The following is a 26,802-nucleotide window of genomic DNA, read 5'->3' on the forward strand; positions in this document are numbered from 1 at the left end:
ATGAGCATGGTAGTCTAGATCGAGTGACTCAAAGGTCAGCACCTAATTAAGTCTTAAAAACCCTCAAGCATCAGTGCTAAATGAGAGTTTTTGAGAGAAGTAATTAGACTGCTGAACTCTTGAGTTCAGCAAGAACCTTGAAAACTGCATAGCAACGAATCAGTCAGGTAGTAAGCGACTGAAGCTTTGATAGGCCAAGAGTCTGTCAAGCGAAGTCGAAGAAACACAGACACCAATGTTAAGTGGTCAAGCTACCAAGAGCTGATGGTGGATACCTAGGCACACAGAGGCGATGAAGGACGCGGTTACCGGCGATATGCCACGGGGAGCTGGAAGCAAGCATTGATCCGTGGGTTTCCGAATGGGGCAACCCTATATACTGCCACCTGAATCCATAGGGTGGTAAGAGCTAACCCAGTGAACTGAAACATCTTAGTAGCTGGAGGAAGAGAAAGAAAAATCGATTCCCCTAGTAGCGGCGAGCGAAGCGGGAAGAGCCTAAACCAAAGTGCATGCATTTTGGGGTTGTGGGACAGCGACATGGAATCTAGAGGCTAGACGAAGCAGCTGAATACTGCACCAGAGAAGGTGAAAGTCCTGTAGTCGAAAGTCAAAGGATACTAGCTGAATCCCGAGTAGCCTGGAGCACGTGAAATTCCGGGTGAATCAGCGAGGACCACCTCGTAAGGCTAAATACTCCTGTGTGACCGATAGTGAACCAGTACCGCGAGGGAAAGGTGAAAAGAACCCCGGGAGGGGAGTGAAATAGAACATGAAACCATCAGCTTACAAGCAATGGGAGGCCGATTAAACGGCTAACCGTGTGCCTGTTGAAGAATGAGCCGGCGACTTACAGGCAGTGGCAGGTTAAGGCGAGAATGCCGAAGCCAAAGCGAAAGCGAGTCTGAATAGGGCGATAGTCACTGTTTGTAGACCCGAACCCGGGTGATCTAACCATGTCCAGGATGAAGCTTGGGTAACACCAAGTGGAGGTCCGAACCGACCAATGTTGAAAAATTGGCGGATGAGGTGTGGTTAGGGGTGAAATGCCAATCGAACCCGGAGCTAGCTGGTTCTCCCCGAAATATGTTGAGGCATAGCGGTTGAGATTATAGCTGGGGGGTAAAGCACTGTTTCGGTGCGGGCTGCGAGAGCGGTACCAAATCGAGACAAACTCTGAATACCCAGTGTACACTCAGCCAGTCAGACGGTGGGGGATAAGCTCCATCGTCAAGAGGGAAACAGCCCAGACCACCAGCTAAGGTCCCCAAATTGCCGCTAAGTGGTAAAGGAGGTGGGAGTGCATAGACAACCAGGAGGTTTGCCTAGAAGCAGCCATCCTTAAAAGAGTGCGTAATAGCTCACTGGTCAAGCGCTCCTGCGCCGAAAATGAACGGGACTAAGCGGCATACCGAAGCTGTGGGATATATCTATCGATGTATCGGTAGGGGAGCGTTCCGCAGTAGTTAGAAGCATCAGCGAGAGCAGGTGTGGACGAAACGGAAGTGAGAATGTCGGCTTGAGTAGCGAAAACATTGGTGAGAATCCAATGCCCCGAAACCCTAAGGGTTCCTCCGGAAGGCTCGTCCACGGAGGGTTAGTCAGGACCTAAGGCGAGGCTGAGAAGCGTAGTCGATGGACAACGGGTCAACATTCCCGTACCGCTAAATGTTTGTGAAGGGGGACGGAGAAGGCTAAACCAGCCGGATGATGGTTACCGGTTCAAGCATACGAGGCGATGAGGAGCGGCGAAAACGTTCTGAGCTGAGTTGTGAGTACGAGAGTCTACGGACTCGAAGTGGTTGATGTCAAGCTTCCAAGAAAAGCCCTAAACACGTTAAGCATTTAGTGCCTGTACCCGAAACCGACACAGGTAGGGAGGTTGAGAATACCAAGGGGCGCGAGATAACTCTCTCTAAGGAACTCGGCAAAATGGCCCCGTAACTTCGGGAGAAGGGGTGCCACCGAGAGGTGGTCGCAGTGAAGAGTCCCAGGCGACTGTTTACCAAAAACACAGGTCTCCGCTAAGTCGTAAGACGATGTATGGGGGCTGACGCCTGCCCAGTGCCGGAAGGTTAAGGAAGTTGGTCAGGGAGCAATCCTGAAGCTAGCGACTGAAGCCCCGGTGAACGGCGGCCGTAACTATAACGGTCCTAAGGTAGCGAAATTCCTTGTCGGGTAAGTTCCGACCCGCACGAAAGGCGTAACGATCTGGGAGCTGTCTCGGAGAGAGGCTCGGCGAAATAGGATTGTCTGTGAAGATACGGACTACCTGCACCCGGACAGAAAGACCCTATGAAGCTTTACTGTAGCTTGGTATTGGGTTCGGGCTCTGCTTGCGCAGGATAGGTGGGAGGCTTAGAGACATTCCTTGTGGGGAATGAGGAGCCGCCGGTGAGATACCACTCTGGCAGAGCTAGAATTCTAACTTTGACCCGTAATCCGGGCGAGGGACAGTATCAGGTGGGCAGTTTGACTGGGGCGGTCGCCTCCTAAAAGGTAACGGAGGCGCGCAAAGGTTCCCTCAGGCTGGTTGGAAATCAGCCGAAGAGTGTAAAGGCATAAGGGAGCTTGACTGCGAGAGCTACAACTCGAGCAGGGTGGAAACACGGCCTTAGTGATCCGACGGCGCTGAGTGGAAGGGCCGTCGCTCAACGGATAAAAGTTACTCTAGGGATAACAGGCTGATCTCCCCCAAGAGTTCACATCGACGGGGAGGTTTGGCACCTCGATGTCGGCTCATCGCAACCTGGGGCGGTAGTACGTCCCAAGGGTTGGGCTGTTCGCCCATTAAAGCGGTACGTGAGCTGGGTTCAGAACGTCGTGAGACAGTTCGGTCCATATCCGGTGCAGGCGTAAGAGCATTGAGAGGATTCTTCCTTAGTACGAGAGGACCGGGAAGAACGCACCGCTGGTGTACCTGTTATCGTGCCAACGGTAAACGCAGGGTAGCCAAGTGCGGAGCGGATAACCGCTGAAAGCATCTAAGTGGGAAGCCCACCTCAAGATGAGTGCTCTCACTGGGTCAACCAGGTAAGGTCACGCGAAGAACACGCGTTAATAGGCGTCAGGTGGAAGTGCAGTAATGTATGAAGCTGAGGCGTACTAACAGACCGAGGGCTTGACCTCAACGTAGGTGAATGTGTTTAGCTACACAGATTGAGAGAGCTTGAAGAAGCGAGTTGCTATGCAGTCTTGAGGGTTGAGAGCAGCCCAAAGGGTTTGCTGGTGTCTATAGCGCAGTGGAACCACACTGATCCATCCCGAACTCAGAGGTGAAACGCTGTAGCGGCGAAGATAGTTGGAGGGTAGCCTCCTGCAAAAATAGCTCGATGCCAGCTTATTAATAAGAGGAAGAGGCCTTCTGAAGCGAGTGTGCTTTGGAGGGCCTCTTCCTTTTTTCAATAATGGCTTTTAGGTAGAGAAGGTCTGGGAGACTGTGAGGAGGAGTGAGTGAGGTCTCCCAGCGAGACTGGGTTGTGAGAGCGGTCAACAGGGGCTAGGCGGCGAGCAGGGCCTGTTCCAGGATGCCTTGGAAAAGCATGAGGCCGTCCGTGTTGCCGAGGCGGCTATCGGCGGCTCGTTCTGGATGGGGCATCATGCCAACGACGTTCCCTCTCTCATTGCTTATCCCGGCGATGTTGTTGAGAGAGCCATTAGGGTTACTGTCTTGATTGATTTCCCCTGAGGGGGATGAGTAGCGAAGCAAAATCTGTCTATTTTGCTCCAGCTTTGCAAGAGTGTTGGCGTCTGCTTGGTAGCGACCTTCGCCATGGGCAATGGGAAGGGTAATCGTCTGATGCTGCTGATATTTTTGGGTCCAAAAGAGATCGTTTCGCTCGACTCTAAGGATGCTTTGGTCGCAAATGAAATGAAGATTTTGATTGCGGGTCAGTGCACCGGGTAGTAGTCCTGCTTCGGTAAGCACCTGAAAGCCGTTGCAGACTCCAAGGACGGGTTTGCCTTGCTGTGCGTGTTCGATGGTAACTTGCATTGCGGGAGAGAAGCGAGCGATCGCCCCGCATCGAAGGTAGTCGCCGTAGCTAAATCCACCAGGAATGATGATGACGTCTACATCAGATAAGTCGCTTTCCTCGTGCCAAATCATGCGAGTTGGCTGATTGAGGATGTCGCGAGTAACGGTGGCCATATCGCGATCGCAATTAGAGCCTGGAAATACAATAATTCCAAATTGCATAGAGAAGTCCTAGTGGGATGCAGCAGTCTCAAGATTGGTAGAGAGTGTTAGCTCAAACCGATAATTTTCGATGACAGGGTTGGCTAACATCTGATCGCACATGCGATCGAGTTGTTCGTTTGCAGACTGCTCATTCTCAGCGTCTAGAGTTAGTTCTATATACTTGCCAATGCGAACTTGGCTCACATTTTCGTAGCCTAGATGTTTAAGGCCAGACTGTACTGCTGTGCCGGCAGGATCCAGGACAGAAGGCCGAAGAGTAACATAGATTCGAGCCTGATACGTTTGAGTCACCGTTGCGCTCCCGGTATGGTTGGTGGTTTGGTTGCGATCGCTTGTGCCATAACCTTTCTATTCTAAAGGGAGGCTGGACGAGCGATCGCCTCTCCCGTTGTTCCTGCTGCTTTCCTCGCAAAAGCCTTTATCTCAAACCCTATGAAAGGCCAACGTACTCGTAGCCAGTCCCGCATTCTCAAACTCCTCAAATCCCTCGAGCAGGAGTGTTCAGCCCAAGAAATTTATATAAAGCTGCGCGAACAAAATCAAAGTATGGGACTCGCAACGGTCTATCGCTCCCTAGATGCCCTGAAGTTAGAGGGAGCAGTACAAGTGCGCACCTTGGCGACTGGAGAGTCACTCTACAGCTCCATGAAACAGGACAAGCATCACCTCACTTGCTTGCAGTGTGGGGACTCTATTCCCATTGATGAATGTCCAGTTCACGCCCTCGAAGAGCAGCTACATCGGAGCTACCAATTCAAGATTTACTATCACACGCTCGAATTCTACGGCTTGTGCGATCGCTGCCAGGTGACTCAAGAACAGCATCTAGAGGCCTAAATCTTTGAGGGGGTTGGCCGGAGGAGCAGCCGGGGATGCGTCACTGGCATCACTAATAATGCTGCGCATACCCTCAATGCTGGCGGGAATGCTGCGGGGGTCCATGAACATCACCTTGCTGCTGTTGCTGCTGCCAATGTGCATGCCCATTTCCAGATAGTTTTGGGCGAGCAAAAACTGTAGAGCATTCTGGGCATCGGCATCTCCATTGATGGTCCGAGCAATGATCTGAATGGCTTCAGCAGTTCCCTGCGCTTTGAGGACGCGCTCCTGGCGTTCGGCCTGGGCTTTGAGGACCAAGGCTTTTTGCTCGGCCTCGGCCGCTAGAATTGAGGACTTTTGGCGTGCTTCGGCTTCCAGGACTTGGGCTTCTGCTGCGCCGCGAGCCGCGTTGACAGATGCTTCCCGCTCGCCTTCAGATGTGAGAATGGCTGCTCGCTTCCGGCGCTCGGCGGCCATCTGGAGCTCCATGGAGTCCTGAACGGCTTTGGAGGGAACGATGTCGCGCAACTCAACCCGGGTGACTTTGACGCCCCAGGGGTCAGTTGCGATGTCTAGCTCTCGGAGCAAGACTTCGTTGATTTCGGAGCGGGCGGTGAAGGTTTCGTCGAGCTCCATCTTGCCCATTTCGGCCCGGATTTGGGTGAGAACCATGTTGACCATGGCGGTTCTGAGGTTCTCGACTTTGTAGTAGGCTTTGGCCATGTCGAGGATGCGCCAGTAAACGACGGCATCAACGCTGATGGAGACGTTGTCGCGGGTGATGCACTGCTGGGGCGGGATGTCGAGAACTTTTTCGCGAATGGTTTCTTTGTAAACGACGCGATCGAGAAAGGGCGTGACGAAGTTGAGACCGGGTTTGAGCTTGCGGCCGTTGTAGCGACCAATGGTTTCAACGAGGGCTTCGTTGCCTTGGTTAATGATTTTGACGGAGCCGGCGATCGCGGATCCACCGAGGGCGAGCATGACTAACAAAAATAGCTGTCCCATAGAACATTCCCTCAAAATGTGATTTTAAAAAGTGAGTGGGGGCTAGGAGCGCAGCAGCGTTTCGGGAACGACGATCAGCGTGTTTCCTTCTCGCCGGACGACGTAAACGCGCTGGTTGGCTCCTAGGGGCAGGTGCTCGTCTTCGCAACGGGCTTGCCAAGAGTTACCTTCATACAGAACGCGACCTGTTTCGCCTGCTGGAATGGCAATTAGAACGCGGGCCTCGTGGGAGTCTTCAATTTCACGGGCGATCGCGTGCTTGGGCCGCAGAAATCGTCGCGCTAGCAGGACCAGTCCAGTGGACAAAATCATCCACAGCAAGATTTGAAGGCCAAGCTGGGGAATGAAAAGGGAGAGCAGAGCGACGATGAGGGCCGCGATGCCCATCATGAATTCAACAAAAGCTGTCGGGAGAAACAGCTCCATCAGGCAGAGGACAATGCCGGCTAGGAGCCACAGTAGGGTCGGGTTGGCGGGCATGGGGGACTCCTTTGAGTCTGCGATCGCTCAAGCTTTGAGGTGTGGCGGGGGTTTCGATCGCTGATATATTGATCCCAACCTGTGGCTCTGGGAGAGGTGGTGGCGGGAGCGCGATCGCGTGAATCCCGAAAGTACGCAGACCATTGCACGTCCAGTCTAAGCTGTCCAAGCGAGCCTCTGTGCCGGAATTAACGTATCCTTTAAGCTTTTGAAGCCGCTGCTTTTGCGTCCATGAGTACTTCTCCTCCGTCAATTTTGTGTACTAACCCAAATTGCGATCGCCCGGCGAATCCCTTGGGGCTGTCGGTGTGTGAAGTGTGTCAGACGCCGCTGGTTTATCGCTATGTGTGGGCCGTGGGGGAGGCAGCGCTGGCAATGCCGCCGGGGCAGGCGGTGGGCGATCGCTACTACGTGGTGGCTCCTCAGATCTGGCTGGATTTGCGGCCGGGGGAGCTGCCGCTGGTGCCGGAGGTGTTTCCCGATCAGGTGCTGCCGTACCTGGCGCTGTATCCTCAGCGACTGCATGTGCCGGAGGCCTACGGCTTTTGCCCCCTGGAGCCGACGCGCCCCGATTCTCCGCTGGTGCTGCTGCTAGAGAATGTGCCCATTGATGATCAGGGGCAGCTAGCGGCGAGTCTGGTAGATCAGTGGGCGGAGGCGTCGTCGGTGCGACAGCTCTACTGGCTCTGGCAGATTTTGCAGCTTTGGCCGCTGCTGGAAAAGCATCAGGCGACGCTGAGCTTGCTGTCGCCGGAAAATTTGCGGGTGGAGGGATGGCGGGTGCGGCTACGGGAGCTGTACTTTGACGCGATCGCCCCTGAGGTGGAGCAGCTGCGCCCTTCGCTTCAGGATTTGGGGTACTGCTGGGCCAACTGGTCGGAGACGGCGGACAGCGGTATCCAGAAGCCGCTGCAAGAGCTCTGTCAGCAGCTACAGCAGCCCGGAGCCCAGTATGAGGCGATCGCCCTTCAGCTCAACCGGCTGCTGGTGACCCAGGCAGCTCGCTTCCCGCTCAAGCTAGATGTTTTCGGCGCGACCGATACGGGGCCTCAGCACGATCACAACGAAGATAGCTGCTACCCGGTGGCGGCGGATCTGACCGCGACGGTGATTGATCCGCTGGTGCCCCACCTGGCGATCGTGTGTGACGGGATCGGCGGACATGAGGGGGGCGAGGTGGCGAGCCAGCTGGCCGTGCGATCGCTGCGGCTCCAGGTTCAGGCTCTGCTGACGGAGGTGGCCGAGCAGCCAGAACTGGCGACGCCGGACTTGATTGCAGAACAGCTTTCGGCCAGCATTCGCGTGGCCAACAACCTAATTGCCGCCCAAAACGACGGCCAGGGGCGCGAGGCGCGGCGGCGAATGGGCACGACGCTGGTGATGGCGCTGCACTTGCCCCAGACCCTCGGCCAAACCGACAGCGAAACCACCACTCATGAGCTGTATGTGGCCCACGTGGGAGACAGCCGCGCTTACTGGATTACGCCGACGCGGTGTCAGTGCTTGACGGTGGATGATGATGTCGCCACTCGAGAGGTGCGGATGGAGCGCGGCCTCTATCGCGAGGCGCTGCAGCGGCCAGATGCTGGGGCGCTGACCCAAGCCTTGGGAACGCGAGATGCAGATCTGCTGAGGCCAACGGTCCAGCGATTTATTTTGGAAGAGGATGGTATTGTGCTGCTGTGCTCGGACGGCCTGAGCGACAACGGCTGGGTCGAGAAGTCGTGGCAGGCCTACGCGGAGCCGGTTTTGCAGCGCAAGCAAACTTTGCAAGATGCGGTGGAGCACTTGATTGCGATCGCCAACCAAGAAAATGGCTACGACAACACCTCTGTGGTGATGATGCGCTGCTTGGTGTCTCCTGTGCGGCCTATCCTCTTTGATCCCCAAGCCCTAGGCGTGAGCGAGGCTCGCGGCCAAAGCCGAACGGACTGGTCAGAAGCGTCTCGGGCTTTGCTGTACGGGGAGTCGGAGGTGGTTGAAGAGATTCCGCTAGAAGAGCCGGTGACTGCGGTGCGAAAGCCGCGATCGCGGCCTCGCGGCTTGGTGATGGTGATGGTTGGCTTGCTGCTGCTGGTGTTGGGCGGGGGCGCTGGCTTAGTGGCAATGTGGCAGTTTGCGCCCACTCAGTTTGAGCAGCTGCGGCCCAACTTGCCGAGGCCGCTCGATCGGCTGCTGCCTCCGTCGCCGGCGGACGACACCCTACCTCCAGCGCCCTAAAAAAACTGAAGTGGGCGATCGCCTTTCAAAAACGTCCGCCTGAGGCAAAAAGCCTTGGGTCTACCTGGATCGCTCGCCTGCCTGTTCCCGACGAACTGGGCAGGATCGAGGGTGGAGATTCCGGTCGAAAAAGCTAAGCGACGGTGGGTGGACTTGTGTGAAGATAGGGAAACTGCTTGGACAAATGAGCAAATCGATGGTGCGGTAGCGTTGATCCTCGATCCTTCAGCGGTCGGCTGCGACGTCAGATTGATGGGGGATGCTAGCGCGGCGTTGCTCGTGCCCGTGAATGCAACCAAGCTTCGAACTTCACTCAAGAGAGAGTACTCATCGAAACTATGAAAGTTGGCGATCGCGTCCGCGTGAAAGAATCGGTCATTGTCTATCATCATCCCGAGCACCGGAATGAGCCCTTTGATATTCAGGGCCAGGAAGGCGAAATCGTGGGGGTGCTGCACGAGTGGAAAGGAACGGCCATCAGCGCTAACCTGCCTTTCCAAATTCAGTTCAGCAAAAAGTTTCGGGCCCACCTGCGGGATGGAGAACTGGAGCTAGTGTAGCTGCGGCCAAGATGCTCTATCGAGGCGATCGCCGCTGGGTGAACCACCCCAAGAGATTGGGTTCACCTCGCATTTTAATCAGCTCCTGCTGGTGGGCGTGGGCGATCGCCGCATACCAGCTGCAATATCGCCCATGGGCCTCCCGATACTGCACTTCCTGATAAAACTCCAGCGTCGTCTGGGTCACGGAAAACGCTTCGCCGCCGTGGTCAGGAAAGTTCTGGAAGCGCTCATGGGGAATCATCATTCTGCATCCCGGTAACTCTGTCCTATCCTAGCGGTCTATGCCTGAGATGGGCATAGCGCCAGCGGCCTAGACTGCGATCGCCCGTATCAGCGTTTCTGCGAATCTCCTAGGGCGAAAAGGGCTGAAAATACGCCCAGTCAGCCCCCAAAATCTTTCTGAAGACATCTGAGAGCCCCAGGTGAGACCTGCGACAATGAGAGTATCAAAGGCGATCGCCCCCGCGTGCCGCGAAAGGCACCCCAAAGACGTCTCAGGTTTGGGAAGAGGGGCTGGCTTATCGTGTCCTGGCAGCGGGCGATCGCTTCCTACGCTCACCTCCATTGGCAGGCGATCCTGCCAATGGAGACCCTCCGTGAGGAATCTGCTATGGCAACTCCTTCGCCCTTGACGACCCTAACCCTGGGAGAGTGCGCTCACCAAGCGATTCGCAAGCACTTCAATAAAGTCATCAAATATGAGGCTGAGGTGCTCTCTGACCAAGACTCGGAGCCCCTGCACCAGATGCGGGTGGGCATGCGGCGCCTGCGGACGGCCCTGAGGGTCTTTGAGCCAGTGGTGGTTTTGCCCAAGGCGGCTAGCCAGCAGAAGATCGGCAAGATTGCGCGGATTCTGGGTGCGGTGCGCGACTTGGATGTGCTGCTGGCCATGCTGGAGCAGACCTATCGGCCCCAGCTGCCCAAAGCGGAGCAGAAGCAGCTACACAAGGTGACTCGAGCCCTAAAGAAGCGGCGACGCCAAGATTTCGCACAGATGGAGCAGCTCTTCGAGAGCGAGCTCTACCAAAAGTTTCTCAGTAGCTACCATGCGTGGCTGAAGGAACCTCAGTTTGGGGCGATCGCGCCTGTCGCGGCAGTGCGAATGGTGCCCGATGTTTTGCTGCCACTGGTGAGCCACCTGTTTTTGCATCCGGGCTGGCTGGTGGGAGCCCGCCTGAATCACGGCGTGCCCGAGGTGGATATGGCGATGGACGCTGACACCATTCACCAGGTGCTCGGGGACCAAGGCGAAGTAGTCCACGATCTGCGCAAGCAAATCAAGCGGGTCCGCTACCAAACCGAGTTTTTCACGGACTTTTATGGTGCGTCCTACGAGGCGCAGATTCGAGACTTCAAGCACGCCCAGGACGCCTTAGGCCACCTTCAGGATGGGGCGGTGCTGCAAGCTCTGCTCAGCGAGACCCTGGGCAAGTCTTGGCCGAAAGCCCTGCCGAGCCTGGCTGAGGAATTTCAGGCAGAGCAGGTGCGCCTGTGGCAGGCGTGGCTGCCGCTCCTCGAGCGATTTTTGGATGTGGAGGTGCAGTATCAGCTGCGAGAGACGATTTTGCGGCCTCGGGGACTGACTTTGAAGGAGCAGGAAGCTACACCGCAAAATGGCGATCAGCAGCGCGATCGCGAAAATGGCTTGCAGCCCCTTTCCCTGGCCGCCCTCAAAGCCAGCCCCGCAGACGATAAATAACCAGTCCGATGTACTCCTTGAGGGCGCGGGTGGTTTGGAGCAGCCTCTCGCTATCGGGGGTGAGGTTCAGCAAAATCGCCTGGAGGCTGCCGGTGTACTCCTCCAGTTCCTGCTGGGTGACCAGAAAGTCGGTGGGCGCTGGAGCGGCGTCAACGCCGAGTTTCTGGAAGATGCGCAGCGATCGCGGCATGTGCATTGCGGAGGTGACGAGCAGGATTTTCTGGATGTTGTTGGCCCGCATGAGCTGCAAGACGTTGATCGCGTTCTGGTAGGTGTTGTAGGAGTCTGGATCTTCGAGAATGGCTGATTCTGGGACGCCCATGGTCTGGACCATGGCAGCCATGTCGGCGGACTCGGGAGGACCGCCGCCGAGCCAGTCGATGCGCCCTCCGCTCAGAATCAGGCGCGGCGCTTTGCCTTCGCGGTAGAGCTGAGCGCCGTACAGGACGCGATCGCCGGCTTCGCTGACCTCCACCGAGGCCCGAGGCGGCATCAGCGGCCGGGTGCTGCCGCCCAAAACCACGATGGCATCGGCCTGGGGCAGGCTCTCTGGGCGCGATCGCCATTCGAGGGACCGCACAAGGGCGGTCGAGACCCAGCCATTGCTGGCTACCAGCAGCACCACTAGGGCCGTGGCGATCGCGCCCGTCGCCACCCGAGGCCACTTTGTCAGCGTCACCAGAGCCACCACCAGCAGCACGCAGGTCAGGCCCAGGGGATAAAACAGCAGCGGTAACAGTTTGGAGAGGTACAAAAACATGGTGCAATCGTCGCGGTAGACCGTGGCCCGTCAGGGCTAGCTTTCCTCGGAGCCCCGCTGAAACATTTGGGAAAGCCGCAGACGGGCACGGCGCTGGGCGGGCTGGCGCTTTTGCAGTCGTCGCTGGGTGCGCCGCTTCTCTAGGCGTTCCTGCTCGACCTCAGCCTTGGTCATGACTTCTGGGATGGTTTCGATGTGCCACCAGTGGACCAGGCTGCCCCAGGCCAGTCCCCCAATCGCGCCTAGCAGAATACTCAGCGGAATCGGCCAGCGCAGAATCGTGAAGCCCAGCAAGAAAAACAGCCAGGCCCGCAATCCTGCCGCTAACCCCCTCGAATCCTCCGAGTTTTTCGCCATCTAGGCTCCTGCGATGGATTTCTCCAGGACTCTTCGCCTTTTTCAGGCCTGCGCCTGATTCAGGAGAGAAGAGCGCTCTCCCATTCTGCCTCGCCCGTTTGGGTCGTGTCCAAGGGGGTGACATAGGCCAACTCGTCTTCGCCAAAGGCCTCCGCAGCGGCGGCTTGGGCGCTGATCAGGTCGGCGGTGGCATCGGCGATGTCGCCCGTGCGCTGATCGAGGCGATCGCGCAGAACCGACTCGGGGGCGGTGCAGTGCAGGATTTGCAGCGGGATTTGCCGCGCCTCTGCCTGGGCGATCGCCCCTTTGCGCAGGGCCTGCCGATCGTACTTGGCATCCAAAATCACCGCATAGCCGCTCTCGGCCAGCTGGAGGCCCAGCTCCAGCAGCCGATCGTAGGTTTTTTGCGTCATTTCAGCGGTGTAGAGCTCTGGGCCGCCCCGCTCGTAGAGCGGGACCCCTGCCAGGTGCTTGCGCACAGCGTCCGATCGCAGGTGAACGGCCCCCAGCTTGCCCGCCAGGCTCTTGGCAACGGTGCTCTTGCCCGCGCCCGAGAGGCCAGACATCAGAATGAGGCGGCCTTGGCGAGGCTGGGTATACTGCCACGCCAGGCGGTAGTACTGCGCCGCGATCGCCTCTGCTTTTTGCTTTTCCTCAGGGGCGATCGCCGGGTCACCCAGCAAGAACGACGTCACCTTTGCCCGCACGTAGGACTGTCGATTGACATAAATGGGCAGCACCAGCAGCCCTTCCCAGTCCCCCGTCCGCTCCAGGTAGGCATTCAAAAACGCATAGCAAAGATCGGGCCGCTGCCGAGCCTCAAAGTCCATCACGATATAGCCGATGTCAAACATCACATCGACAAACCGGAATGGCTCATTAAACTCGATGCAGTCAAACAGCATCACCTTGCCATTCCACAGGCAAATGTTGCGCAGGTGCAAGTCGCCGTGACACTCGCGAATCCAGTCGCGCGATCGCCGCTGAGCAAACAGCGCCTCCTGGGTGGCAAAGAACCGGTCCGTGTAGGCTTGGGTTTCATCAAACTGGGCTTGGGTTTGCGGCCCGCCAATGTAGCCCCGAGTTTGCTCGTAGTTTTCGTCAAAAGCCTCTCGGATCCGCGCCACTTCCCCAAAGGCCCGCACATAGTCGCTGGTGGCCGCCGTCAGGTGAAACTCCGCCACCACTCGGGCCAGTTCCTCGACCCGCTCCACCGTCAGCTCGCCACGCTCATACAAATCCGTAAACAGGTTTGCCTGGGGAAACTGCCGCATTTTCAGCGTGTACTCCACCGGTTCGCCATCACCGCTCAGGCCAAAGGTTTCGCCCGCTTGATAAATCGGCAAAACCTCCAGATACAGCCCCGGCGCGCCCCGGTCGTTCATCGTCAGCTCTGCTTCGCAGAAATGCTTCCGCCGCTCCAGCGTGGAGTAGTCCAAAAAGCCAAAGTTCACCGACTTTTTCAGCTTATAAACATATTCTCCTGTCAGCAGAACATAGGAGACGTGGGTTTGAATCAGCTGAATCGGCTCTACCACCGGGTGGGGGTAAAACGTCGGCTGCAGCATTTGCTGAATCAGGGGCGGAAGAGTCGCTTCGGTCATGGCAAACGGTGGGCCCTACTCCAGGCAAGACAAACTCTACCGATTAGACCACGCTTCGCAGCGCAAGGCCAGCCGGCAAAGCACCTCTCGGCAACCGAAATAGCAGCATCCCCCTTCCAAGTTCGGAAGGGGGATGAGAAGCGCCCGCGATCGCAGGGAGTTGCTGTCAAGGGGCGATCGCCTCTCTAGTTAGGCGACTCGGCTTCATCAGCGGATCCGCCGTAGGCCGCCATGACGGCTTCCACGTCAGGATTTGTCTCTTCGTCGGTGTCTGTCTCCACCGCGCTGACCCGAGGCGGCAGCACCGTCGCGATCGTGCGCTCTGGCTCACCCAGCACCGTCACCCCTGACGGCACCACCAGTTCCTGCACGCTCAGGACATCTCCCACCTTCAGATGGGACACATTGATCTCGATACTGTCGGGAATATCATCGGGGGCACACTGCACCGCCAGCTCCGTGAGCACCGTGTCCAGCGAGCCTCGCTCCTCGCTGACGCCAACCGCCTCCCCCGTGAAGTTCAGCGGGACCGTCACCTCCAGAGAGTCTTGATTCGCCACCGAGAAAAAGCTGATGTGATACAGCACGCCGCTCACAGGATTGGCCTGAACTTCACGTACCAGCGCCTGTCCCTGCCAAGCAGTGTCAGGCAGCTTGACCTGCACCAGCGTGTTGTTGATCGTGGCGTTTTTGAGCAGCAGTTGGGCAGCATTGGCATTGAGCACCAGTGCCTCTGATCCTGCTCCTTTGTGGCCATAGAGAGCCGCCGGAATCAGGCCCTCACGACGCAAAGCATTGGGCTTGCTGTGAGAAGGACGCTGTTTGCACTCAACTGTCAGTTGCATATGTTAATAACCTCTGATTCTTTGCTAACTGCAAGTTATGAAAACTTCGATTAGCTATAAACGGAGATTAACAGTCAAAGGGGGAGGCCGTCGGCCTCCCCCAGAGAGATTCTTCAGTTGCGCAGTCAGTGGTTCAATCGGCCTTAAGCTATACGCCAGCGGGCGTACCGTTGGCGTACAAAAGCGCCCGCTTCGGACCGTGAATGGGGTCTTCGACGATGATGGTCTGATCGCGGCTCGCGCCCAAGGACACGATCGCAATGGGAACCTCCATCAGCTCTGCCAAGAACTTGAGGTAGGACAGCGCCTCCGCCGGCAAGTCCTCCAGGCTGCGGCAATCTGCCGTGGACTGCTTCCAGCCAGGCATGGTTTCGTAGACCGGCGTGCACTGGGCAAACAGCTCAGCGCTGTTGGGGAAGTGCTCGCAGCGCTGGCCGTTGACTTCATAGGCCACGCAGACCTTGATCTCGTCCATCTCGTCGAGGACGTCGAGCTTGGTGATGGCCAGGCAGTCGAGGCCGTTGATCCGCACGGCATAGCGGCCGATCACTGCGTCGAACCAGCCGCAGCGGCGCTGACGCCCGGTGGTGGTGCCAAATTCTGCACCGCGAGCGCACAGGAGCTGGCCCATCTCGTCATGAATTTCTGTCGGGAAAGGCCCTTCTCCCACCCGCGTCGTGTAGGCCTTGGCCACGCCGATCACGCGGTCGATCATGGTCGGACCAACCCCGGCCCCGACGCAGGCTCCCCCAGCCACCGGGTTTGAGGAGGTTACATAGGGATAGGTGCCGTGATCGAGGTCCAGCAGGGTTCCCTGGGCGCCCTCAAACAAGATGTTTCGGCGGCGCTGCACGGCATCGTAGATTTTCAGTGAGCTGTCGACCGTGTGGGGACGGAGCCGCTCTGCGTAGCCGAGATATTCCTCGATGACCGCTTCTGGGTCGAGGGGCTGGAGGCCATAAAACTTCTCAAGGAGAACGTTTTTGTAGTTGACGCTCCAGCGAATTTTTTCCTTCATGACCTCGGAGTTCATCAAGTCCAGCACCCGGATGCCGGTGCGCTCGGACTTGTCCGCGTAGGTCGGGCCGATGCCTCGGCCTGTGGTTCCGATCTTGTGAGTGCCGCGACGCTCCTCTGCCGCCTGATCGATCAGGCGATGGTAGGGCATCGTCACGTGGGCTGTCTGAGAAATGAGCAGATTGGCTGTCGAAACACCCAACGCTTCGAGCTGATCGAGTTCTTCGATGAGAACTTTGGGGTCAATGACAGTGCCCGACCCGATAATGCAATCGGTATCCGGATAAAGGATGCCGGAAGGAATCAGGTGAAGTTTGAAGGTCTGATCCTTTACAACAACCGTATGGCCTGCGTTCACTCCTCCTTGGTAGCGAACGACGACGTCAGCAGACTTGCTCAGGAGATCGGTGATCTTTCCTTTTCCTTCGTCGCCCCATTGGGCACCGATTACAACTACGTTAGCCAAGGCTTTTTGACCGCGCTAAAGTTCACACAAACCCTAATTATCCACAGGTCATGCAATCTGTGTCAATGTCTTCTGAGAGAAGATTCGTTCGATGGTCGAAGCCTTGTCCTGACAGGGGACCGGACGTTTTTTGAGAAATTACTTATAGTTATATAAAGCAAATCTTCTCGTTTTTGATGAGAGTTTGCGTCGCGAAGATTTCACCAGCTCAGCCAAAAAATAGACGTTCCTAAATAGGGACAAATTCTGCGCCAGAAGAGAGGGCTAGGGGTGAGTCAAAGAGAGCTTGCTGTTAGGGAAAGTGGAAAGTGCGGTGACTCGCTAGAAGTCCAAAGCCGCGCAAATTTGGCTCAGTTTGGCATTTTATCGTCGTTTCCTCACTATTAGGGGGTTCTGTGTCTTTACACGCTGAACTACACCGCCACTTGGGCGGTTCGGTTGTCCCTAGAGTTTTGTGGCGATACTTTGAGCGCCACTCGCCTGATTTATCCCGGCGATTTGCCGATTATTCGGACTTTGAGCAGTTTTATACGCGATCGCGAAATACGCTGGATGAGTATTTGGAGCTGCACACGTTGGTAGAAAGCGTGCAGACCTTTGAAACGCTTCCTTATTTCATTTATCGATTAATTCGAGGGGCCTATATTTTTGAGAATTTGGCCTATTTGGAATTGCGCTACACCCCTTATCTACGAACACCGGATCACTGGGATCAAAGTAAGCGGATTGCAGGGATGGCGGAGATTGTTGAAATTGTGGGGAAGGCGAGCCAAAGCCATGATTATCCAATTGTGACGAGCCAAATTCTCTGTATGCATTCGCGGCTTCCCTATGAGGTCAATCGGGCGATCGTGGATCTGGCAGCGCAAATGCCGGACTATGTTTGTGCGGTGGATTTGGCGGGGGGTGATGGGCACTACGGGGCGCGGCTAGAGGAGTTTGTGTCGCTGTATGCCTACGCGCGATCGCTGGGACTCAAGACCACGGGGCATCTGTACGAAACCTCGGAGGGATGCTATCCGGATCTGCTGCCCTATTTGCAGCGCATCGGCCACGGAATTCAGATCCCGTTGAAGTATCCAGAGCTGCTGCGGGAGGTGGCGGCTCGGGGCCAGTGCTTGGAGGTGTGCCCGACGACTTACCTGAAGACGGGAACGCTGCAAGATCTGCGTCAGCTCAAGGTGGTGTTTGATCGGGCGTTTGAGGCAGGGGTCGATATTGCAATCTGCACGGATAATGCTGGGCTGCACAATGTGCGCTTGCCCTTTGAATACGAGACGCTGCTGACGCTGGACATTTTGGGGTTTGAGGAGCTGGAGGCGTGCCAGCGATCGGCGTTTCGGCATGCGTTTGCGTGGCCCCACGGGCAGCCACCGGCGTCGATGCTGACGGCGATTTTGCAACCGTCTGATGTGGAGGTGGCGCCGATGGTCCGATAGGCGATCGCACCCCACACCAAAAGTAAAGGCGACTCACTGAGTCGCCTTTAAAAGTCTCTATTATCTGAAAAATAGCTCAAACGCTCACCCTTGACCCATGTTTGGTCAAGGGTGATGAACCTTTCAAGAGAAGAAGCGCTGGTTGGCTGTACCTATGCCTCTCGGCGCAGCGCCATCTCGACTTGATCAAACTCTTGCTCAAGGCGATCCATCAGCTTCTTGGGAATCGGACGATTGGGATAGGAGCTGTAGTGCCCTGCCAAGCCGTTGAGGGCGGTCCGCATGGTGGTGAAGGAGCCGAGGGTGGTCACGCTGGTATCACGACGATAGCGGGACACAAACTCGTTGATGCGCTGACGAGCATCTGCCTGGGCTTCTGCTTTGTTGGGGGCATCTTCGGGCAAGGTGATGGCGGTTCGGAGACTGTTGATGAGCTCAAGGGAGTCTTGCCGGTAGTTGCCGGTGATGCTGGCACCGCCGCCTGCTGCGGAGCAACCTGTGAGTCCGATGACAACCACCAGGGCCAAAGCGAGCAGATGAGAGAAAAAGCGCTTCATAGGTGAATTTTGCGAACTACAGCAATCAAAATAAGTTTTATCCTACCGTGATTCAGCAATACGGGCATCAGAAGCAGGATAGAGGCTTAAGGAGCAGGGACTGCAAGCCTTAGCCAAAACGACCGCTGACGTATTCCTGGGTGGCCTGTTCGCGGGGGCTCTGGAAGATGATTTCGGTGCGATCGAATTCGACGAGCTGACCGGAGCGGTTGCCTTTTTCGTTGACCTCGGTGTTGAAGAAGGCGGTCATGTCCGAGACCCGCGATGCCTGCTGCATGTTGTGGGTCACGATGACGATGGTGTAGTCCTCTTTGAGCTCGTGAAGCAGGTCTTCGATCCGCAGGGTCGAGATGGGGTCTAGGGCGGAGCAGGGCTCGTCCATCAGGATGACGTCGGGCTGAACGGCGATCGCCCGCGCAATGCACAGACGCTGCTGCTGACCCCCCGACAGCGCCAAGCCGCTGTCTTTGAGTTTGTCTTTGACCTCGTCCCAGAGGGCCGCCCGGCGCAGGGACTGCTCGACCAGCTCGTCTAGATCGCCCTTAAAGCCAATCAGCCGCGGTCCAAAGGCAATGTTGTCGTAGATCGACTTCGGGAAGGGATTGGGCTTTTGGAATACCATACCAATGCGTCGCCGCACGGCCACCGGGTCAATGTCCGCAGCGTACAGATCCTGATGATGGTAGGTGATCCGGCCTTTGATGCTAAAGGTCTTGATCAAGTCATTGAGGCGGTTGAAGCAGCGCAGCAGCGTGCTTTTGCCGCATCCAGAAGGCCCAATAAAGGCGGTTACACGGTTTTTGGGAATCTCGATGGACACTTCCCGCAGCGCGAGAAAGCTGCCGTAGTGAACTGAGACGTGCTCAGCCTTCAAAACAGCTTCAGTTTGAACCGGTGCAGATATCTGGTTGAAGGAAGTCATATACAGCAATGGTCTGTGTGCGAGTTGAAGGGCTTGCAAAGGTCGTCGAGCAATCAAAGCGCCGTGGAGCAAAGCCTCAACTAGGCGCGCTGTCGCGTCACAAAACGCGAAAGAATGCTGGTGATGAAAATCAATGCAACCAAAATCAGTGAACCGGCCCAAGCGAGTTCCTGCTGATTTTCATAGGGGGTAATGGCGAAGTTGTAAACCAAAACCGATAGGGTAGGCGTTGGCTGCATGATGCCATTTAGCCAGTACTGGCTAAATAGGGCTGTAAAGATCAGGGGAGCGGTTTCTCCGGCGGCCCGGGCGATCGCCAGCATGACCCCCGTCACGATGGAGGGCACCGCCGCTGGCAGCACGACTCCCATTGTCGTCTGAAAATCGGTAGCTCCCAATCCCACCGACGCTTGGCGCACTTCGCCGGGAATGGACTCTAATGCCTCTTCGGTGGTCCGGACGACGATGGGCAGCATCAGCACCGCTAGGGCAATGCCCCCCGCGATCGCCGAAAACGTCCCCGTCGTCAGCACCACCGTACTGTAGGCGAAGACCCCCACCACGATCGAAGGCACCCCGCTCAAAACATTCGTAAAGAAATTAATCCAGTTGGCGATCGCCGTATCCCGCGCAAACTCTGACAGATACACCGCCGCCAAAATGCCAATCGGAATACTAATCGCCGCTCCTAGGGCCACCGTCAACAGCGTCCCGACGATCGCATTGCCAAAGCCCCCACCATCCACCAGCGGCGGCGGCGGAAGCTCCGTAAACAGAGCCAGACCCAGGCGGCTCCCGCCCTTGATCAGAACATAGGACAGCACCGCCACCAGCGGCAACAGCGCAATCCCCATAAACACCATAGTCAACACACTCATCGCCATAGAAAACAGAGTGCGCGGAGCCGTAGGATTTCGCTTGAGCGCCGCCGCCAAGGCTCTTGGGTCTTCAGCAGTTGGAGAATTTAATGGATTAACCACAGATCTTGATTCCCTATCACATCACACAGCAGCGCTCTAAAGCTTTTGGCTGACCCGGCGGACCAGCAGCTCGGCCAAAATATTGACCACCAGCGTTAGCCCAAAAAGCACCAGTGCCGCGTACATCAGCGCAGAAACCTGAAGTCCCCCCGCCTCGGCAAACTGATTGGCCAACAGGGCCGCAATGGTCGAAGACGGCTCGAAAATCGACGCAGAGACCCGGCTCGCGTTACCAATCACCATCGTGACCGCCATGGTTTCACCCAAAGCGCGACCCAGCGCCAGCATCGTGCCGCCGACAATCCCCGAAGACGCCGCTGGCAAAATCACCTTGAAAATCGTTTCCCAGCGGGTTGCGCCCAGACCCATCGAGGCCTGACGCAGCTCCGGCGGAACGGAGATCAGCGCGTCCCGAGAGATCGCTGAAATGATAGGCAGAATCATAATCGCCAAAATTACCCCGGCCACGTGCATTCCAGGGCCAGACGGAGCCGTGCTAAATAGCGGAATCCAGCCGAGGTGCTCGTGGAGAAACAAGCCCAATTCCCGCATCAGGGGAATTAGGACGAAAATGCCCCACAGGCCGTACACTACACTGGGGATCGCTGCCAGCAGCTCAATTAAAAAGACAAAAATGCGCTGAATCTTTGGGGGCAGATAGTCTTCACTCAAAAACAGGGCTACGCCGATCCCGATGGGCAGCGCCAAGAGCAGCGCGAGAATGGCGCTGACGATGGTCCCGTAGATATAAGGCCAAGCGCCGTAGCGATCGTTGACCGGATCCCAGGCGCTGCTAAAAGCAAACTGAAGGCCGAACTCACGGATAGCGGGTAGAGCATCTTTGGCGACGACCAGGGCAATCCAAATGAGAACACCCGCCACGGTGAAGGCCAGGAGGCGGGTAATCCACTTGAAGCTGATGTCGACCGCACGCGATCGCGCTGAGCGAGGCTGAATGCTCTGGACTGGATCCTCAGAGAGGGACGTCATAGCGACTGTTTACCGAATGAAAGACATTTCAGCAGAGGGCTGGGCTCGCTCTGCTTGAGAGACAAGCCCAGCCATAATGCCGTTATTTCGCAGCTTGAGCAACCTGAACTTTCTCAAGAGCCGCCGTGACCTTAGTAGCGAGCTCCGGAGACAGGGGCGCATAGCCCAGCTGCTCAGCATATTGCTTACCATCACCCAGCGCCCACTGGATCATTTCCTTGAGCGCTTGAGCCTTGGCTGGATCATCGTACTTCTCGTACAGCAAGAGCCAGGTCAAACCAATGATAGGATAAGCGTCTTGGCCCGTCGGGTCGGGAATCAGCAGCGCAAAGTCTGCGGGAATTTCAGCCCCTTCGGTTGCCTTGGCCGCAGCGCCTGGAGTGGGTGCTACGAACTGGCCTGCTTTGTTTTGCAGGGATGCCATGCTGAGATCGTTCTCGTTTGCATAGGCATATTCAACATAGCCGATGGCGCCCTCAACTTGCTTCACCTGAGCAGTGACACCTTCGTTGCCTTTGCCACCGATGCCTACGGGCCACTCGATGGATTTACCAGAGCCAGCGCTCCAGTTGGGGCAGGCTTCGTCGATGTGGTTGGTGAAGATGAAGGTGGTGCCGCTGCCGTCGGAGCGGTGAATGAAGGAAATGTCGCGATCGGGCAAGGTTGCGCCGGCGTTTTCGGCTGCAATCTTGGGATCGTTCCACTTGGTGATTTCGCCCTGCACAATACCGCAGTAGGCTTCGCGGGACAGCTTCAGGTCGTCAACACCCGGTAGGTTGTAGGCAAACACCACAGCGCCTCCCACCATGGGAACCTGCATGGCGCCTTTTTCGGCGGGGATCTGAGATTTCTCTTCGTCGGTCAGAGGTGCATCGCTAGCGCCAAAGTCGACGGTTTGGGCGATAAATTGTTTGACACCGGCACCGCTACCCACGGACTGGTAGCTGATCTGCACGCCGGGGTTGGTTTTGTTGTACTCGGCGAACCACCGCTGATAGAGGGGAGCGGGGAAGGTTGCGCCAGCGCCGCTAAGGCGAGCTTGGAGGTTGCTGCCGGATTGGGCAGCGGGAGAGGCCTCCCCACCGGTGGTACCGCTGGGAGCGTTGGCGGTGTTCTGGCAAGCGGAAAGACCGACCGTGAGCGCGATCGCAGAAATTGCGACCAAGCGGGTCGAGGTAAGGGAAGCTAATTTGGAGAGCATCGTCCTAGGGAAAAAATTACTAGCAGCGTTACGCGTAAACGTATAGAACAATAGAACCTCATCGTAAAGACGAGGTTAACAAACCTCCCCAATCCAGGATAGCGGGTGACCTGTTCGAGGAGGCGTTTCTGGTTCTGGCTGCTAAGGTTGGTGCGCTAGCTCAGAGTGATATCAGGAGTAGGCAACCGGACAAATAAGTCTAAAAATTTTATTGATTGAAGCATTATACCGAAGTTGCCAGGGGGCGCACCTGCTTGGACCCTGCTTCAAAGAAGGTCTGAGTCTAGGGTTCCCCAAACTGCAAATAAATAACAGGCAACTTCTCAAAGGTGCGGACGGAAAGGACGATGCTGCTCTCGGGCAATGTCCTAATGGTTGACCTGAAGTCTGGCTGCTGCTGTAGCCAGATTTACAATTCTCTCCTGGGCTTGAGAGGGTTGACTATATCGCAGGATACGAAAGGCCAAAATTGTTGCCACCTAGCGGGAGATAGATGTGGGGCTAGGGGCGATCGCCTAAGAGAGGATGAACTGGAAGTGCATCTGGTCCTGGTGCTGGAGATCCCAGGTGTCGTGGTCGGTGAGGTTGGTGTCGCTGAGTTCGAGGTTGTAGAAGTCGACGAAGTCGTGGCTGAAGTAGGGGCCAGCGTGCCAGGTGCCGACATGGAGCTTGATGAAGCAGTTGCCAGGGATGTGAAACGCGGCGATCGCCTCGAGATCGGGATGGGGATCAGCGCTAGGCGGGGCAACGGCCATGAGCCAGTCTTTGTCAGCGAGGGAGCCCAGACACTGGGTGCAGCGCTGGTGGCGGGTGATGGTGTGAAACTGCAGGCCGGGAGAGGGCAGGCGCATTAGATAAAAGCGGGGAATGCCAGCGGAGAGCTCGAGCTGGGCATCGCCAGGGCCGTAGGGTGCGCCGTCTTCGCTGGGCCAGAGGACTTGGCCGTAGGGCTCAAAGGCTGCGGCGGTGATGGACTGGGGAACCAGCGATCGCACGCTAGCAGAAGCAGTCATAGCTCAATCCCTCAAGCGAGTAAAGCTGACCCTTTCACTTTAGCAAGTCGCGCTTTTGCGGCTGAAAAACGCGCCTCAGTCGCTCAGATCGGCGATTCAGATCGGCGATCGCCCCTAGCCTATCTGGCGCCCTGCTATTGAGAACCCTCATGGGAGCGATCGCTCCAGCACCTGCTTGGCGGGCTCGATCATGGCCCAGGTGCCGTCGGGCTGCTTGCGCAGCGCTGCAAAATGCAGCTGTTCCCCAGTGCCCAGGGCATCCCCGGCCTTGCGATCGCCGAGGCGCACCCGCTTTAGGCCGCAAAACCGAAACAAATAGGCCGGTACCTCAGCGCTAGAAAACAGTAGACACTCGCGGTTGTAGGCGTAGGCCGTACCCGAAAACGGCGCGCGCACCCACTTGCCGTCGAGGTCCACTGAGATATCGCCCAGACCGCCTGTGACCCGGTAGCCCTCGACCTCATCGCCGGGCTGGAGCTCCCACTGCTGAGAAATCTGCACCGTGCGAGGGACGCTCGCCTGACGCTGCTGGGACAGCGTGCGGTTGACCCACAGAAAACTGCTGGCGATCGCCGCCCCAAATAGCACCCTAGCGAAAACTGAATTGATACCCCGCATACTCGTTCTCCTCATACAGGACGACAATCCACGTTTTGGGATCAAACTCGAGCGGGTACGCCTCCCGCTCCGCCACAATGCCCGATCGCACCTGCAGCGCTGGCAGCCGGCAGTAGGGCTCCTTGACCACAGCCCGCACCTTTTCCTTGAGGTCTCGCTCGGGGATGGTCAGCAACTGGGCAAGCTGCCTGCGCGAAAGGACCGCCTTGGGCTGGACCACTTCCTGACATTGCTGATGGCGCTGCTCTAGCTGAAAGGCGTTTTGCAGACCCAAAAACAGGCCCAACGCAGCCAAAATCGAGCCGCCGGTGAGCAGCCCGGGTAACTCAAGACGGCGAGACCGCCGTCGGCGCGGTCTGGGATGAGTCATGGTGGTTTTCCTCGATGCATAGATTGAAAAGATGAGAGAGCCGCGATCGCCCCAAGGCCAGCAAAAATCAGCCCCCAAAGACCTGTGGTAACCAGTCTTGGCAGCCAGCAAAATCCAGGGCACACCCCGCTCGGAAAACCAGGAAGCGATCGCCTAGGCGATGCTTCCTGGAACGCTGTGCAACCCTAACGATTTGATTGTAAACCTATTATGGTACAATAGTACTATTTATATTGACATAAGTTATCTTTGACCGGACGATCGCTCTCCTAGGGCCAAAAGTCCGCGAAAATTTTGGCAGTCCCTCAAGACGGCGCCCGCCCTACCATGACCGGCCCGAACTTCCCTGACTCCCAGCCCCAGCGATCGCTCTATGAGGCGATTTATGATGTGGTGCGGCAGATCCCGCCCGGTCAAGTCGCCACCTATGGCCAGATTGCGGCGATCGCCAACCTCGCGGGCAAAGCGCGCCTGGTTGGCTACGCCCTGTTTCGAGTGCCCAAAGACTCGGACGTGCCCTGGCAGCGCGTCATCAATGCCAAAGGCGAAATTTCCCATTCCGTCCTGCGCGAAGGAAGCGACTATGTCCAGCGAGCGCTCCTTGAGGACGAGGGCATCATTTTTGATGACAACGACAAAATTTCTCTTCAGCGCTATCAGTGGCGGCCCGATTTCCCGGTAGACAATTCCTGGGGCGAAGACGCCTAGGCTAGCAGCAACCCGGCAGAGCACAAAAAAATCGCTCCCGAACCAGGGAGCGACGACCAGCCTGAAATCTGGGTTTGCAATCTAGAAATCGCTGCGGGTTTTGTCCGAGAACAGACCAAACAGCGGACCTAGCACCGCCCCAAAAACAAAGCCCCCCGCGTGAGCCCAGTAGGCGACGCCGCCGCTCATGCCCACATCTGTCTGGACATTCAGGCTGACGGTTCCATTGAAGGCCTGCTGGATAAACCAAAACCCCAAAAACAGCACCGCTGGCAAGCGCACCGTCGTAATAATGATGCCCAGGGGCAGCAGTGTCAGCACTTCTGCGCGGGGAAAGCGCAAGATGTAGGCGCCCATCACGCCCGCGATCGCCCCACTCGCGCCCAAAGACGGAATCGGCGACTGCTGGGCAAAGAACCACTGGGCTAGAGCCGCCAGCGCGCCGCAGAGCAAATAAAAGAGAATGAAGCGCACGTGGCCCAGTTTGTCCTCGACGTTGTTGCCGAAGATCCACAGAAACAGCATGTTGCCGCCCAGGTGCAAAAATCCAGCGTGGAGAAACTGGGACGTAAAAAGCGTGATCCACTCACCGGCAGGCGTGCCATTCACAAAGCTGGAGGTCAGCTCTCGCGGCACAACGGCCCACTCTTGCAAAAACGCGTTGAGCTGGGGCGGGGTCAGGCTAATTTCAAATAGAAAGATGACAACGTTGAGAACGATGAGGGCGTAGGTAATGTAAGCCGTCGTCTGCGTTGGGTTGTTGTCGCGTAGAGGAACCACAGTTTTGGCGAAATCCTGGTTTATTCAGGAGAATACTGTGTTTTTTCTAACGATGTCTTCTAGCTCAAGGTAGGGGTTGCTGCGGAGAAAAGCGGCCCTGAGTTTAAGCCGCCGATGGCCAGCCCTGGGCTGCTTGATCCAGGACGTAGTCGGCGATCGCCGCGATTTGCTCATCGCTGAGGGACTCGCCAAAGGCCGGCATGACGTTTTTGCCGTACTTCACTTGGCGAGCGATCGCCCCTTGGGAGTTCATGGCGAAGCGCTCCAAAGTCTTCTGCTGAAGGTTTTTCTCCGGCACGATGAGGTTGCGCCCTTGGCTGTGGCACATGCGGCAGTTGGCCTGAAAGAGTGCTGCCCCTTCTCTTGTGGACTCTGCCCAGGCTGCCTGACAAAAGAGCAGCCCTCCGAGGGCGATCGCCCCCAGCCACAGCCCTAGCTTTCTGACCATGCAACAAAAATCTCCTCCGAAGGGAACAACAGCGGTTGCGGGAAGGTTGCTGGGAAAATCTTACGATTTCTTCTCAACATCCCCACGGATCGTCGCTGAGCCGCTTCGGAGGAGACCAATGGTTAAAAGTGCTTCGACCGCAGTCTGAAATTCAGACGAGCTTAGCCTTCAACGGTGATCTTGCCGACCATGCCTGCGCCACGGTGGGGCTGGCAGTAGTAGGTGTAGGTGCCTGCGGGCAGATCTTTGATTTCGAGCTTCACCTCTTCACCAGCGGTGTAGAGGAGCTGGGGGTGGGACAGTTCCTTGGCGAGGTCAGCGCTCTTGGTGGGAACGTTGGCTGCGTCGAACACGATGTTGTGGGGAGGCAGCTTGTTGTTGACCCACTGGACCACGTCGCCAGACTTCACGGTGACATTAGCGGGCTCGAAAGCCAGCATGCCGTTGTCGGCGCCCATTTTGATGGTGTAGGTTTCAGCAGAAGCGGGGGCTGCGGCGAGGAAGAAGGTTCCTGCGACGATAGCAACCACCGACAGCGCGAGACCGAGGCTCCGCACGATGGAATTTAGAAATTTCATGTTTTTCTCCGGAGATCTAAGGACAGCTTTAAATTCTCCGTTCCGATCTTACCAAGATTCGTCGCGTTCCCCGTCTGAGCGGCGATCGCCCCCTGCTTCTGGTCAGGGCAGCAAAAAAGCCTGCGATCGCGCGATCGCAGGCTGAAGCCGTGAAACTGA

27 protein-coding genes and 2 rRNA genes are annotated in these 26,802 nt (G+C 56.9%); 8 read left to right on the forward strand and 21 right to left on the reverse strand.

The window, feature by feature from the left end; all coding sequences use genetic code 11:
* Positions 1-244: 244 nt before the first annotated feature.
* Together GEI7407_RS01170 and rrf are read left to right on the forward strand one after the other, a co-directional pair.
* A 23S ribosomal RNA gene (locus GEI7407_RS01170) occupies positions 245-3,129 on the forward strand.
* A gap of 95 nt (positions 3,130-3,224) precedes the next feature.
* Positions 3,225-3,341 (forward strand): 5S ribosomal RNA (gene rrf / locus GEI7407_RS01175).
* Positions 3,342-3,499: 158 nt separating this feature from the next.
* Here the strand turns inward: rrf and purQ are convergent.
* A complete protein-coding gene (gene purQ, locus GEI7407_RS01180) occupies positions 3,500-4,198 on the reverse strand; it encodes a phosphoribosylformylglycinamidine synthase subunit PurQ (protein ID WP_015170297.1) in 699 nt (232 codons plus the stop codon).
* A 9-nt stretch (positions 4,199-4,207) separates the two neighbouring features.
* The gene (gene purS / locus GEI7407_RS19820) at positions 4,208-4,492 is read right to left on the reverse strand and encodes a phosphoribosylformylglycinamidine synthase subunit PurS (protein WP_015170298.1); all 285 of its coding nucleotides are present in this window, start codon (positions 4,490-4,492) and stop codon (positions 4,208-4,210) included.
* A gap of 141 nt (positions 4,493-4,633) precedes the next feature.
* Between purS and GEI7407_RS01190 the strand changes: the two genes are divergently transcribed.
* Positions 4,634-5,038: a Fur family transcriptional regulator gene (locus GEI7407_RS01190; RefSeq protein ID WP_015170299.1), complete on the forward strand. Its 405-nt coding sequence runs from the start codon at positions 4,634-4,636 to the stop codon at positions 5,036-5,038.
* Here GEI7407_RS01190 and GEI7407_RS01195 read toward each other — a convergent pair.
* Positions 5,027-6,028: an SPFH domain-containing protein gene (locus tag GEI7407_RS01195; RefSeq protein WP_015170300.1), complete on the reverse strand. Its 1,002-nt coding sequence runs from the start codon at positions 6,026-6,028 to the stop codon at positions 5,027-5,029. The genes GEI7407_RS01190 and GEI7407_RS01195 overlap by 12 nt on opposite strands.
* A gap of 42 nt (positions 6,029-6,070) precedes the next feature.
* Positions 6,071-6,508 carry an NfeD family protein gene (locus tag GEI7407_RS01200; RefSeq protein ID WP_015170301.1) on the reverse strand — a complete coding sequence of 146 codons (438 nt, stop codon included), beginning with the start codon at positions 6,506-6,508 and terminating at the stop codon, positions 6,071-6,073.
* 231 nt (positions 6,509-6,739) lie between these two features.
* Here GEI7407_RS01200 and GEI7407_RS01205 point away from each other — a divergent pair, with 231 nt between their 5' ends.
* Together GEI7407_RS01205 and GEI7407_RS01215 are read left to right on the forward strand one after the other, a co-directional pair.
* A complete protein-coding gene (locus GEI7407_RS01205) occupies positions 6,740-8,728 on the forward strand; it encodes a PP2C family serine/threonine-protein phosphatase (protein ID WP_015170302.1) in 1,989 nt (662 codons plus the stop codon).
* Between the two features lie 338 nt (positions 8,729-9,066).
* A complete protein-coding gene (locus tag GEI7407_RS01215) occupies positions 9,067-9,288 on the forward strand; it encodes a ferredoxin-thioredoxin reductase variable chain (RefSeq protein WP_015170303.1) in 222 nt (73 codons plus the stop codon).
* Positions 9,289-9,304: 16 nt separating this feature from the next.
* Here the strand turns inward: GEI7407_RS01215 and GEI7407_RS01220 are convergent, their stop codons facing one another.
* Positions 9,305-9,535: a hypothetical protein gene (locus tag GEI7407_RS01220; RefSeq protein ID WP_015170304.1), complete on the reverse strand. Its 231-nt coding sequence runs from the start codon at positions 9,533-9,535 to the stop codon at positions 9,305-9,307.
* Between the two features lie 366 nt (positions 9,536-9,901).
* On the opposite strand from GEI7407_RS01220, the gene GEI7407_RS01225 reads away from it, so the two are divergent.
* Positions 9,902-10,990, forward strand: coding sequence for a CHAD domain-containing protein (locus tag GEI7407_RS01225; RefSeq protein ID WP_015170305.1), 1,089 nt, complete (start codon positions 9,902-9,904; stop codon positions 10,988-10,990).
* Here GEI7407_RS01225 and GEI7407_RS01230 read toward each other — a convergent pair.
* The 5 genes from GEI7407_RS01230 to GEI7407_RS01250 all read right to left on the reverse strand — a co-directional run bounded on the left by GEI7407_RS01230 (position 10,962) and on the right by GEI7407_RS01250 (position 16,039).
* Positions 10,962-11,750 carry a YdcF family protein gene (locus GEI7407_RS01230; protein WP_015170306.1) on the reverse strand — a complete coding sequence of 263 codons (789 nt, stop codon included), beginning with the start codon at positions 11,748-11,750 and terminating at the stop codon, positions 10,962-10,964. The two genes, GEI7407_RS01225 and GEI7407_RS01230, sit on opposite strands and share 29 nt — an antisense overlap.
* A 36-nt stretch (positions 11,751-11,786) precedes the next feature.
* Positions 11,787-12,107: a hypothetical protein gene (locus GEI7407_RS01235; protein ID WP_015170307.1), complete on the reverse strand. Its 321-nt coding sequence runs from the start codon at positions 12,105-12,107 to the stop codon at positions 11,787-11,789.
* Between the two features lie 59 nt (positions 12,108-12,166).
* Positions 12,167-13,711: an AAA family ATPase gene (locus tag GEI7407_RS01240; protein ID WP_015170308.1), complete on the reverse strand. Its 1,545-nt coding sequence runs from the start codon at positions 13,709-13,711 to the stop codon at positions 12,167-12,169.
* Positions 13,712-13,896: 185 nt separating this feature from the next.
* Positions 13,897-14,556, reverse strand: a complete 660-nt coding sequence (locus GEI7407_RS01245) for a 50S ribosomal protein L25/general stress protein Ctc (protein ID WP_015170309.1) — start codon at positions 14,554-14,556, stop codon at positions 13,897-13,899.
* A 148-nt stretch (positions 14,557-14,704) separates the two neighbouring features.
* Positions 14,705-16,039, reverse strand: coding sequence for an adenylosuccinate synthase (locus GEI7407_RS01250; RefSeq protein ID WP_015170310.1), 1,335 nt, complete (start codon positions 16,037-16,039; stop codon positions 14,705-14,707).
* A gap of 395 nt (positions 16,040-16,434) precedes the next feature.
* On the opposite strand from GEI7407_RS01250, the gene GEI7407_RS01255 reads away from it, so the two are divergent.
* Complete coding sequence (locus GEI7407_RS01255) at positions 16,435-17,478, forward strand: adenosine deaminase (RefSeq protein WP_015170311.1); 1,044 nt, start codon at positions 16,435-16,437, stop codon at positions 17,476-17,478.
* A gap of 152 nt (positions 17,479-17,630) precedes the next feature.
* Here GEI7407_RS01255 and psb27 read toward each other — a convergent pair whose 3' ends face one another.
* The 8 genes from psb27 to GEI7407_RS01295 form a co-directional block, all read right to left on the reverse strand.
* On the reverse strand, positions 17,631-18,035 hold the full coding sequence (psb27, locus tag GEI7407_RS01260) for a photosystem II protein Psb27 (RefSeq protein WP_015170312.1): 405 nt from the start codon (positions 18,033-18,035) through the stop codon (positions 17,631-17,633).
* Between the two features lie 109 nt (positions 18,036-18,144).
* Positions 18,145-18,957, reverse strand: coding sequence for a phosphate ABC transporter ATP-binding protein PstB (gene pstB, locus GEI7407_RS01265; RefSeq protein WP_015170313.1), 813 nt, complete (start codon positions 18,955-18,957; stop codon positions 18,145-18,147).
* A gap of 80 nt (positions 18,958-19,037) precedes the next feature.
* Positions 19,038-19,835 carry a phosphate ABC transporter permease PstA gene (gene pstA, locus GEI7407_RS01270; RefSeq protein ID WP_223294461.1) on the reverse strand — a complete coding sequence of 266 codons (798 nt, stop codon included), beginning with the start codon at positions 19,833-19,835 and terminating at the stop codon, positions 19,038-19,040.
* A 138-nt stretch (positions 19,836-19,973) separates the two neighbouring features.
* Positions 19,974-20,927: a phosphate ABC transporter permease subunit PstC gene (gene pstC, locus GEI7407_RS01275; RefSeq protein ID WP_015170315.1), complete on the reverse strand. Its 954-nt coding sequence runs from the start codon at positions 20,925-20,927 to the stop codon at positions 19,974-19,976.
* Between the two features lie 82 nt (positions 20,928-21,009).
* Positions 21,010-22,128 (reverse strand): phosphate ABC transporter substrate-binding protein PstS, encoded by a 1,119-nt coding sequence (gene pstS, locus GEI7407_RS01280; protein ID WP_015170316.1) that lies wholly within the window; start codon positions 22,126-22,128, stop codon positions 21,010-21,012.
* 515 nt (positions 22,129-22,643) lie between these two features.
* On the reverse strand, positions 22,644-23,141 hold the full coding sequence (locus GEI7407_RS01285; protein ID WP_015170317.1) for an ureidoglycolate lyase: 498 nt from the start codon (positions 23,139-23,141) through the stop codon (positions 22,644-22,646).
* 147 nt (positions 23,142-23,288) lie between these two features.
* Positions 23,289-23,759, reverse strand: coding sequence for a hypothetical protein (locus tag GEI7407_RS01290; RefSeq protein WP_015170318.1), 471 nt, complete (start codon positions 23,757-23,759; stop codon positions 23,289-23,291).
* Positions 23,731-24,129, reverse strand: a complete 399-nt coding sequence (locus GEI7407_RS01295; protein WP_015170319.1) for a hypothetical protein — start codon at positions 24,127-24,129, stop codon at positions 23,731-23,733. The genes GEI7407_RS01290 and GEI7407_RS01295 overlap by 29 nt, the downstream gene beginning before the upstream one ends.
* A gap of 327 nt (positions 24,130-24,456) precedes the next feature.
* Here GEI7407_RS01295 and GEI7407_RS01300 point away from each other — a divergent pair, with 327 nt between their 5' ends.
* Positions 24,457-24,837 (forward strand): MGMT family protein, encoded by a 381-nt coding sequence (locus GEI7407_RS01300; protein ID WP_015170320.1) that lies wholly within the window; start codon positions 24,457-24,459, stop codon positions 24,835-24,837.
* Positions 24,838-24,918: 81 nt separating this feature from the next.
* Here the strand turns inward: GEI7407_RS01300 and GEI7407_RS01305 are convergent, their stop codons facing one another.
* The 3 genes from GEI7407_RS01305 to petE all read right to left on the reverse strand — a co-directional run bounded on the left by GEI7407_RS01305 (position 24,919) and on the right by petE (position 26,643).
* Entirely contained in the window at positions 24,919-25,617 is a 699-nt protein-coding gene (locus GEI7407_RS01305) for a rhomboid family intramembrane serine protease (protein ID WP_015170321.1), read from the reverse strand.
* A 103-nt stretch (positions 25,618-25,720) separates the two neighbouring features.
* Positions 25,721-26,065 carry a c-type cytochrome gene (locus tag GEI7407_RS01310; RefSeq protein ID WP_015170322.1) on the reverse strand — a complete coding sequence of 115 codons (345 nt, stop codon included), beginning with the start codon at positions 26,063-26,065 and terminating at the stop codon, positions 25,721-25,723.
* A gap of 161 nt (positions 26,066-26,226) precedes the next feature.
* A complete protein-coding gene (petE, locus tag GEI7407_RS01315) occupies positions 26,227-26,643 on the reverse strand; it encodes a plastocyanin (protein ID WP_015170323.1) in 417 nt (138 codons plus the stop codon).
* Between the last annotated feature and the right edge of the window lie 159 nt (positions 26,644-26,802).

Source organism: Geitlerinema sp. PCC 7407 (genome assembly GCF_000317045.1).
In the GTDB taxonomy this organism is placed as follows: domain Bacteria; phylum Cyanobacteriota; class Cyanobacteriia; order PCC-7407; family PCC-7407; genus PCC-7407.

Bases quoted from the DNA above. Each gene is read 5' to 3' on its own strand.
- purQ (WP_015170297.1), bottom strand. From the start codon at position 4,198: ATGCAATTTGGAATTATTGTATTTCCAGGCTCTAATTGCGATCGCGAT.
- GEI7407_RS01190 (WP_015170299.1), top strand. From the start codon at position 4,634: ATGAAAGGCCAACGTACTCGTAGCCAGTCCCGCATTCTCAAACTCCTC.
- GEI7407_RS01195 (WP_015170300.1), bottom strand. From the start codon at position 6,028: ATGGGACAGCTATTTTTGTTAGTCATGCTCGCCCTCGGTGGATCCGCG.
- GEI7407_RS01200 (WP_015170301.1), bottom strand. From the start codon at position 6,508: ATGCCCGCCAACCCGACCCTACTGTGGCTCCTAGCCGGCATTGTCCTC.
- GEI7407_RS01205 (WP_015170302.1), top strand. From the start codon at position 6,740: ATGAGTACTTCTCCTCCGTCAATTTTGTGTACTAACCCAAATTGCGAT.
- GEI7407_RS01215 (WP_015170303.1), top strand. From the start codon at position 9,067: ATGAAAGTTGGCGATCGCGTCCGCGTGAAAGAATCGGTCATTGTCTAT.
- GEI7407_RS01220 (WP_015170304.1), bottom strand. From the start codon at position 9,535: ATGATGATTCCCCATGAGCGCTTCCAGAACTTTCCTGACCACGGCGGC.
- GEI7407_RS01225 (WP_015170305.1), top strand. From the start codon at position 9,902: ATGGCAACTCCTTCGCCCTTGACGACCCTAACCCTGGGAGAGTGCGCT.
- GEI7407_RS01230 (WP_015170306.1), bottom strand. From the start codon at position 11,750: ATGTTTTTGTACCTCTCCAAACTGTTACCGCTGCTGTTTTATCCCCTG.
- GEI7407_RS01235 (WP_015170307.1), bottom strand. From the start codon at position 12,107: ATGGCGAAAAACTCGGAGGATTCGAGGGGGTTAGCGGCAGGATTGCGG.
- GEI7407_RS01240 (WP_015170308.1), bottom strand. From the start codon at position 13,711: ATGACCGAAGCGACTCTTCCGCCCCTGATTCAGCAAATGCTGCAGCCG.
- GEI7407_RS01245 (WP_015170309.1), bottom strand. From the start codon at position 14,556: ATGCAACTGACAGTTGAGTGCAAACAGCGTCCTTCTCACAGCAAGCCC.
- psb27 (WP_015170312.1), bottom strand. From the start codon at position 18,035: ATGAAGCGCTTTTTCTCTCATCTGCTCGCTTTGGCCCTGGTGGTTGTC.
- pstB (WP_015170313.1), bottom strand. From the start codon at position 18,957: ATGACTTCCTTCAACCAGATATCTGCACCGGTTCAAACTGAAGCTGTT.
- pstA (WP_223294461.1), bottom strand. From the start codon at position 19,835: ATGAGTGTGTTGACTATGGTGTTTATGGGGATTGCGCTGTTGCCGCTG.
- pstC (WP_015170315.1), bottom strand. From the start codon at position 20,927: ATGACGTCCCTCTCTGAGGATCCAGTCCAGAGCATTCAGCCTCGCTCA.
- pstS (WP_015170316.1), bottom strand. From the start codon at position 22,128: ATGCTCTCCAAATTAGCTTCCCTTACCTCGACCCGCTTGGTCGCAATT.
- GEI7407_RS01285 (WP_015170317.1), bottom strand. From the start codon at position 23,141: ATGACTGCTTCTGCTAGCGTGCGATCGCTGGTTCCCCAGTCCATCACC.
- GEI7407_RS01290 (WP_015170318.1), bottom strand. From the start codon at position 23,759: ATGCGGGGTATCAATTCAGTTTTCGCTAGGGTGCTATTTGGGGCGGCG.
- GEI7407_RS01295 (WP_015170319.1), bottom strand. From the start codon at position 24,129: ATGACTCATCCCAGACCGCGCCGACGGCGGTCTCGCCGTCTTGAGTTA.
- GEI7407_RS01300 (WP_015170320.1), top strand. From the start codon at position 24,457: ATGACCGGCCCGAACTTCCCTGACTCCCAGCCCCAGCGATCGCTCTAT.
- GEI7407_RS01310 (WP_015170322.1), bottom strand. From the start codon at position 26,065: ATGGTCAGAAAGCTAGGGCTGTGGCTGGGGGCGATCGCCCTCGGAGGG.
- petE (WP_015170323.1), bottom strand. From the start codon at position 26,643: ATGAAATTTCTAAATTCCATCGTGCGGAGCCTCGGTCTCGCGCTGTCG.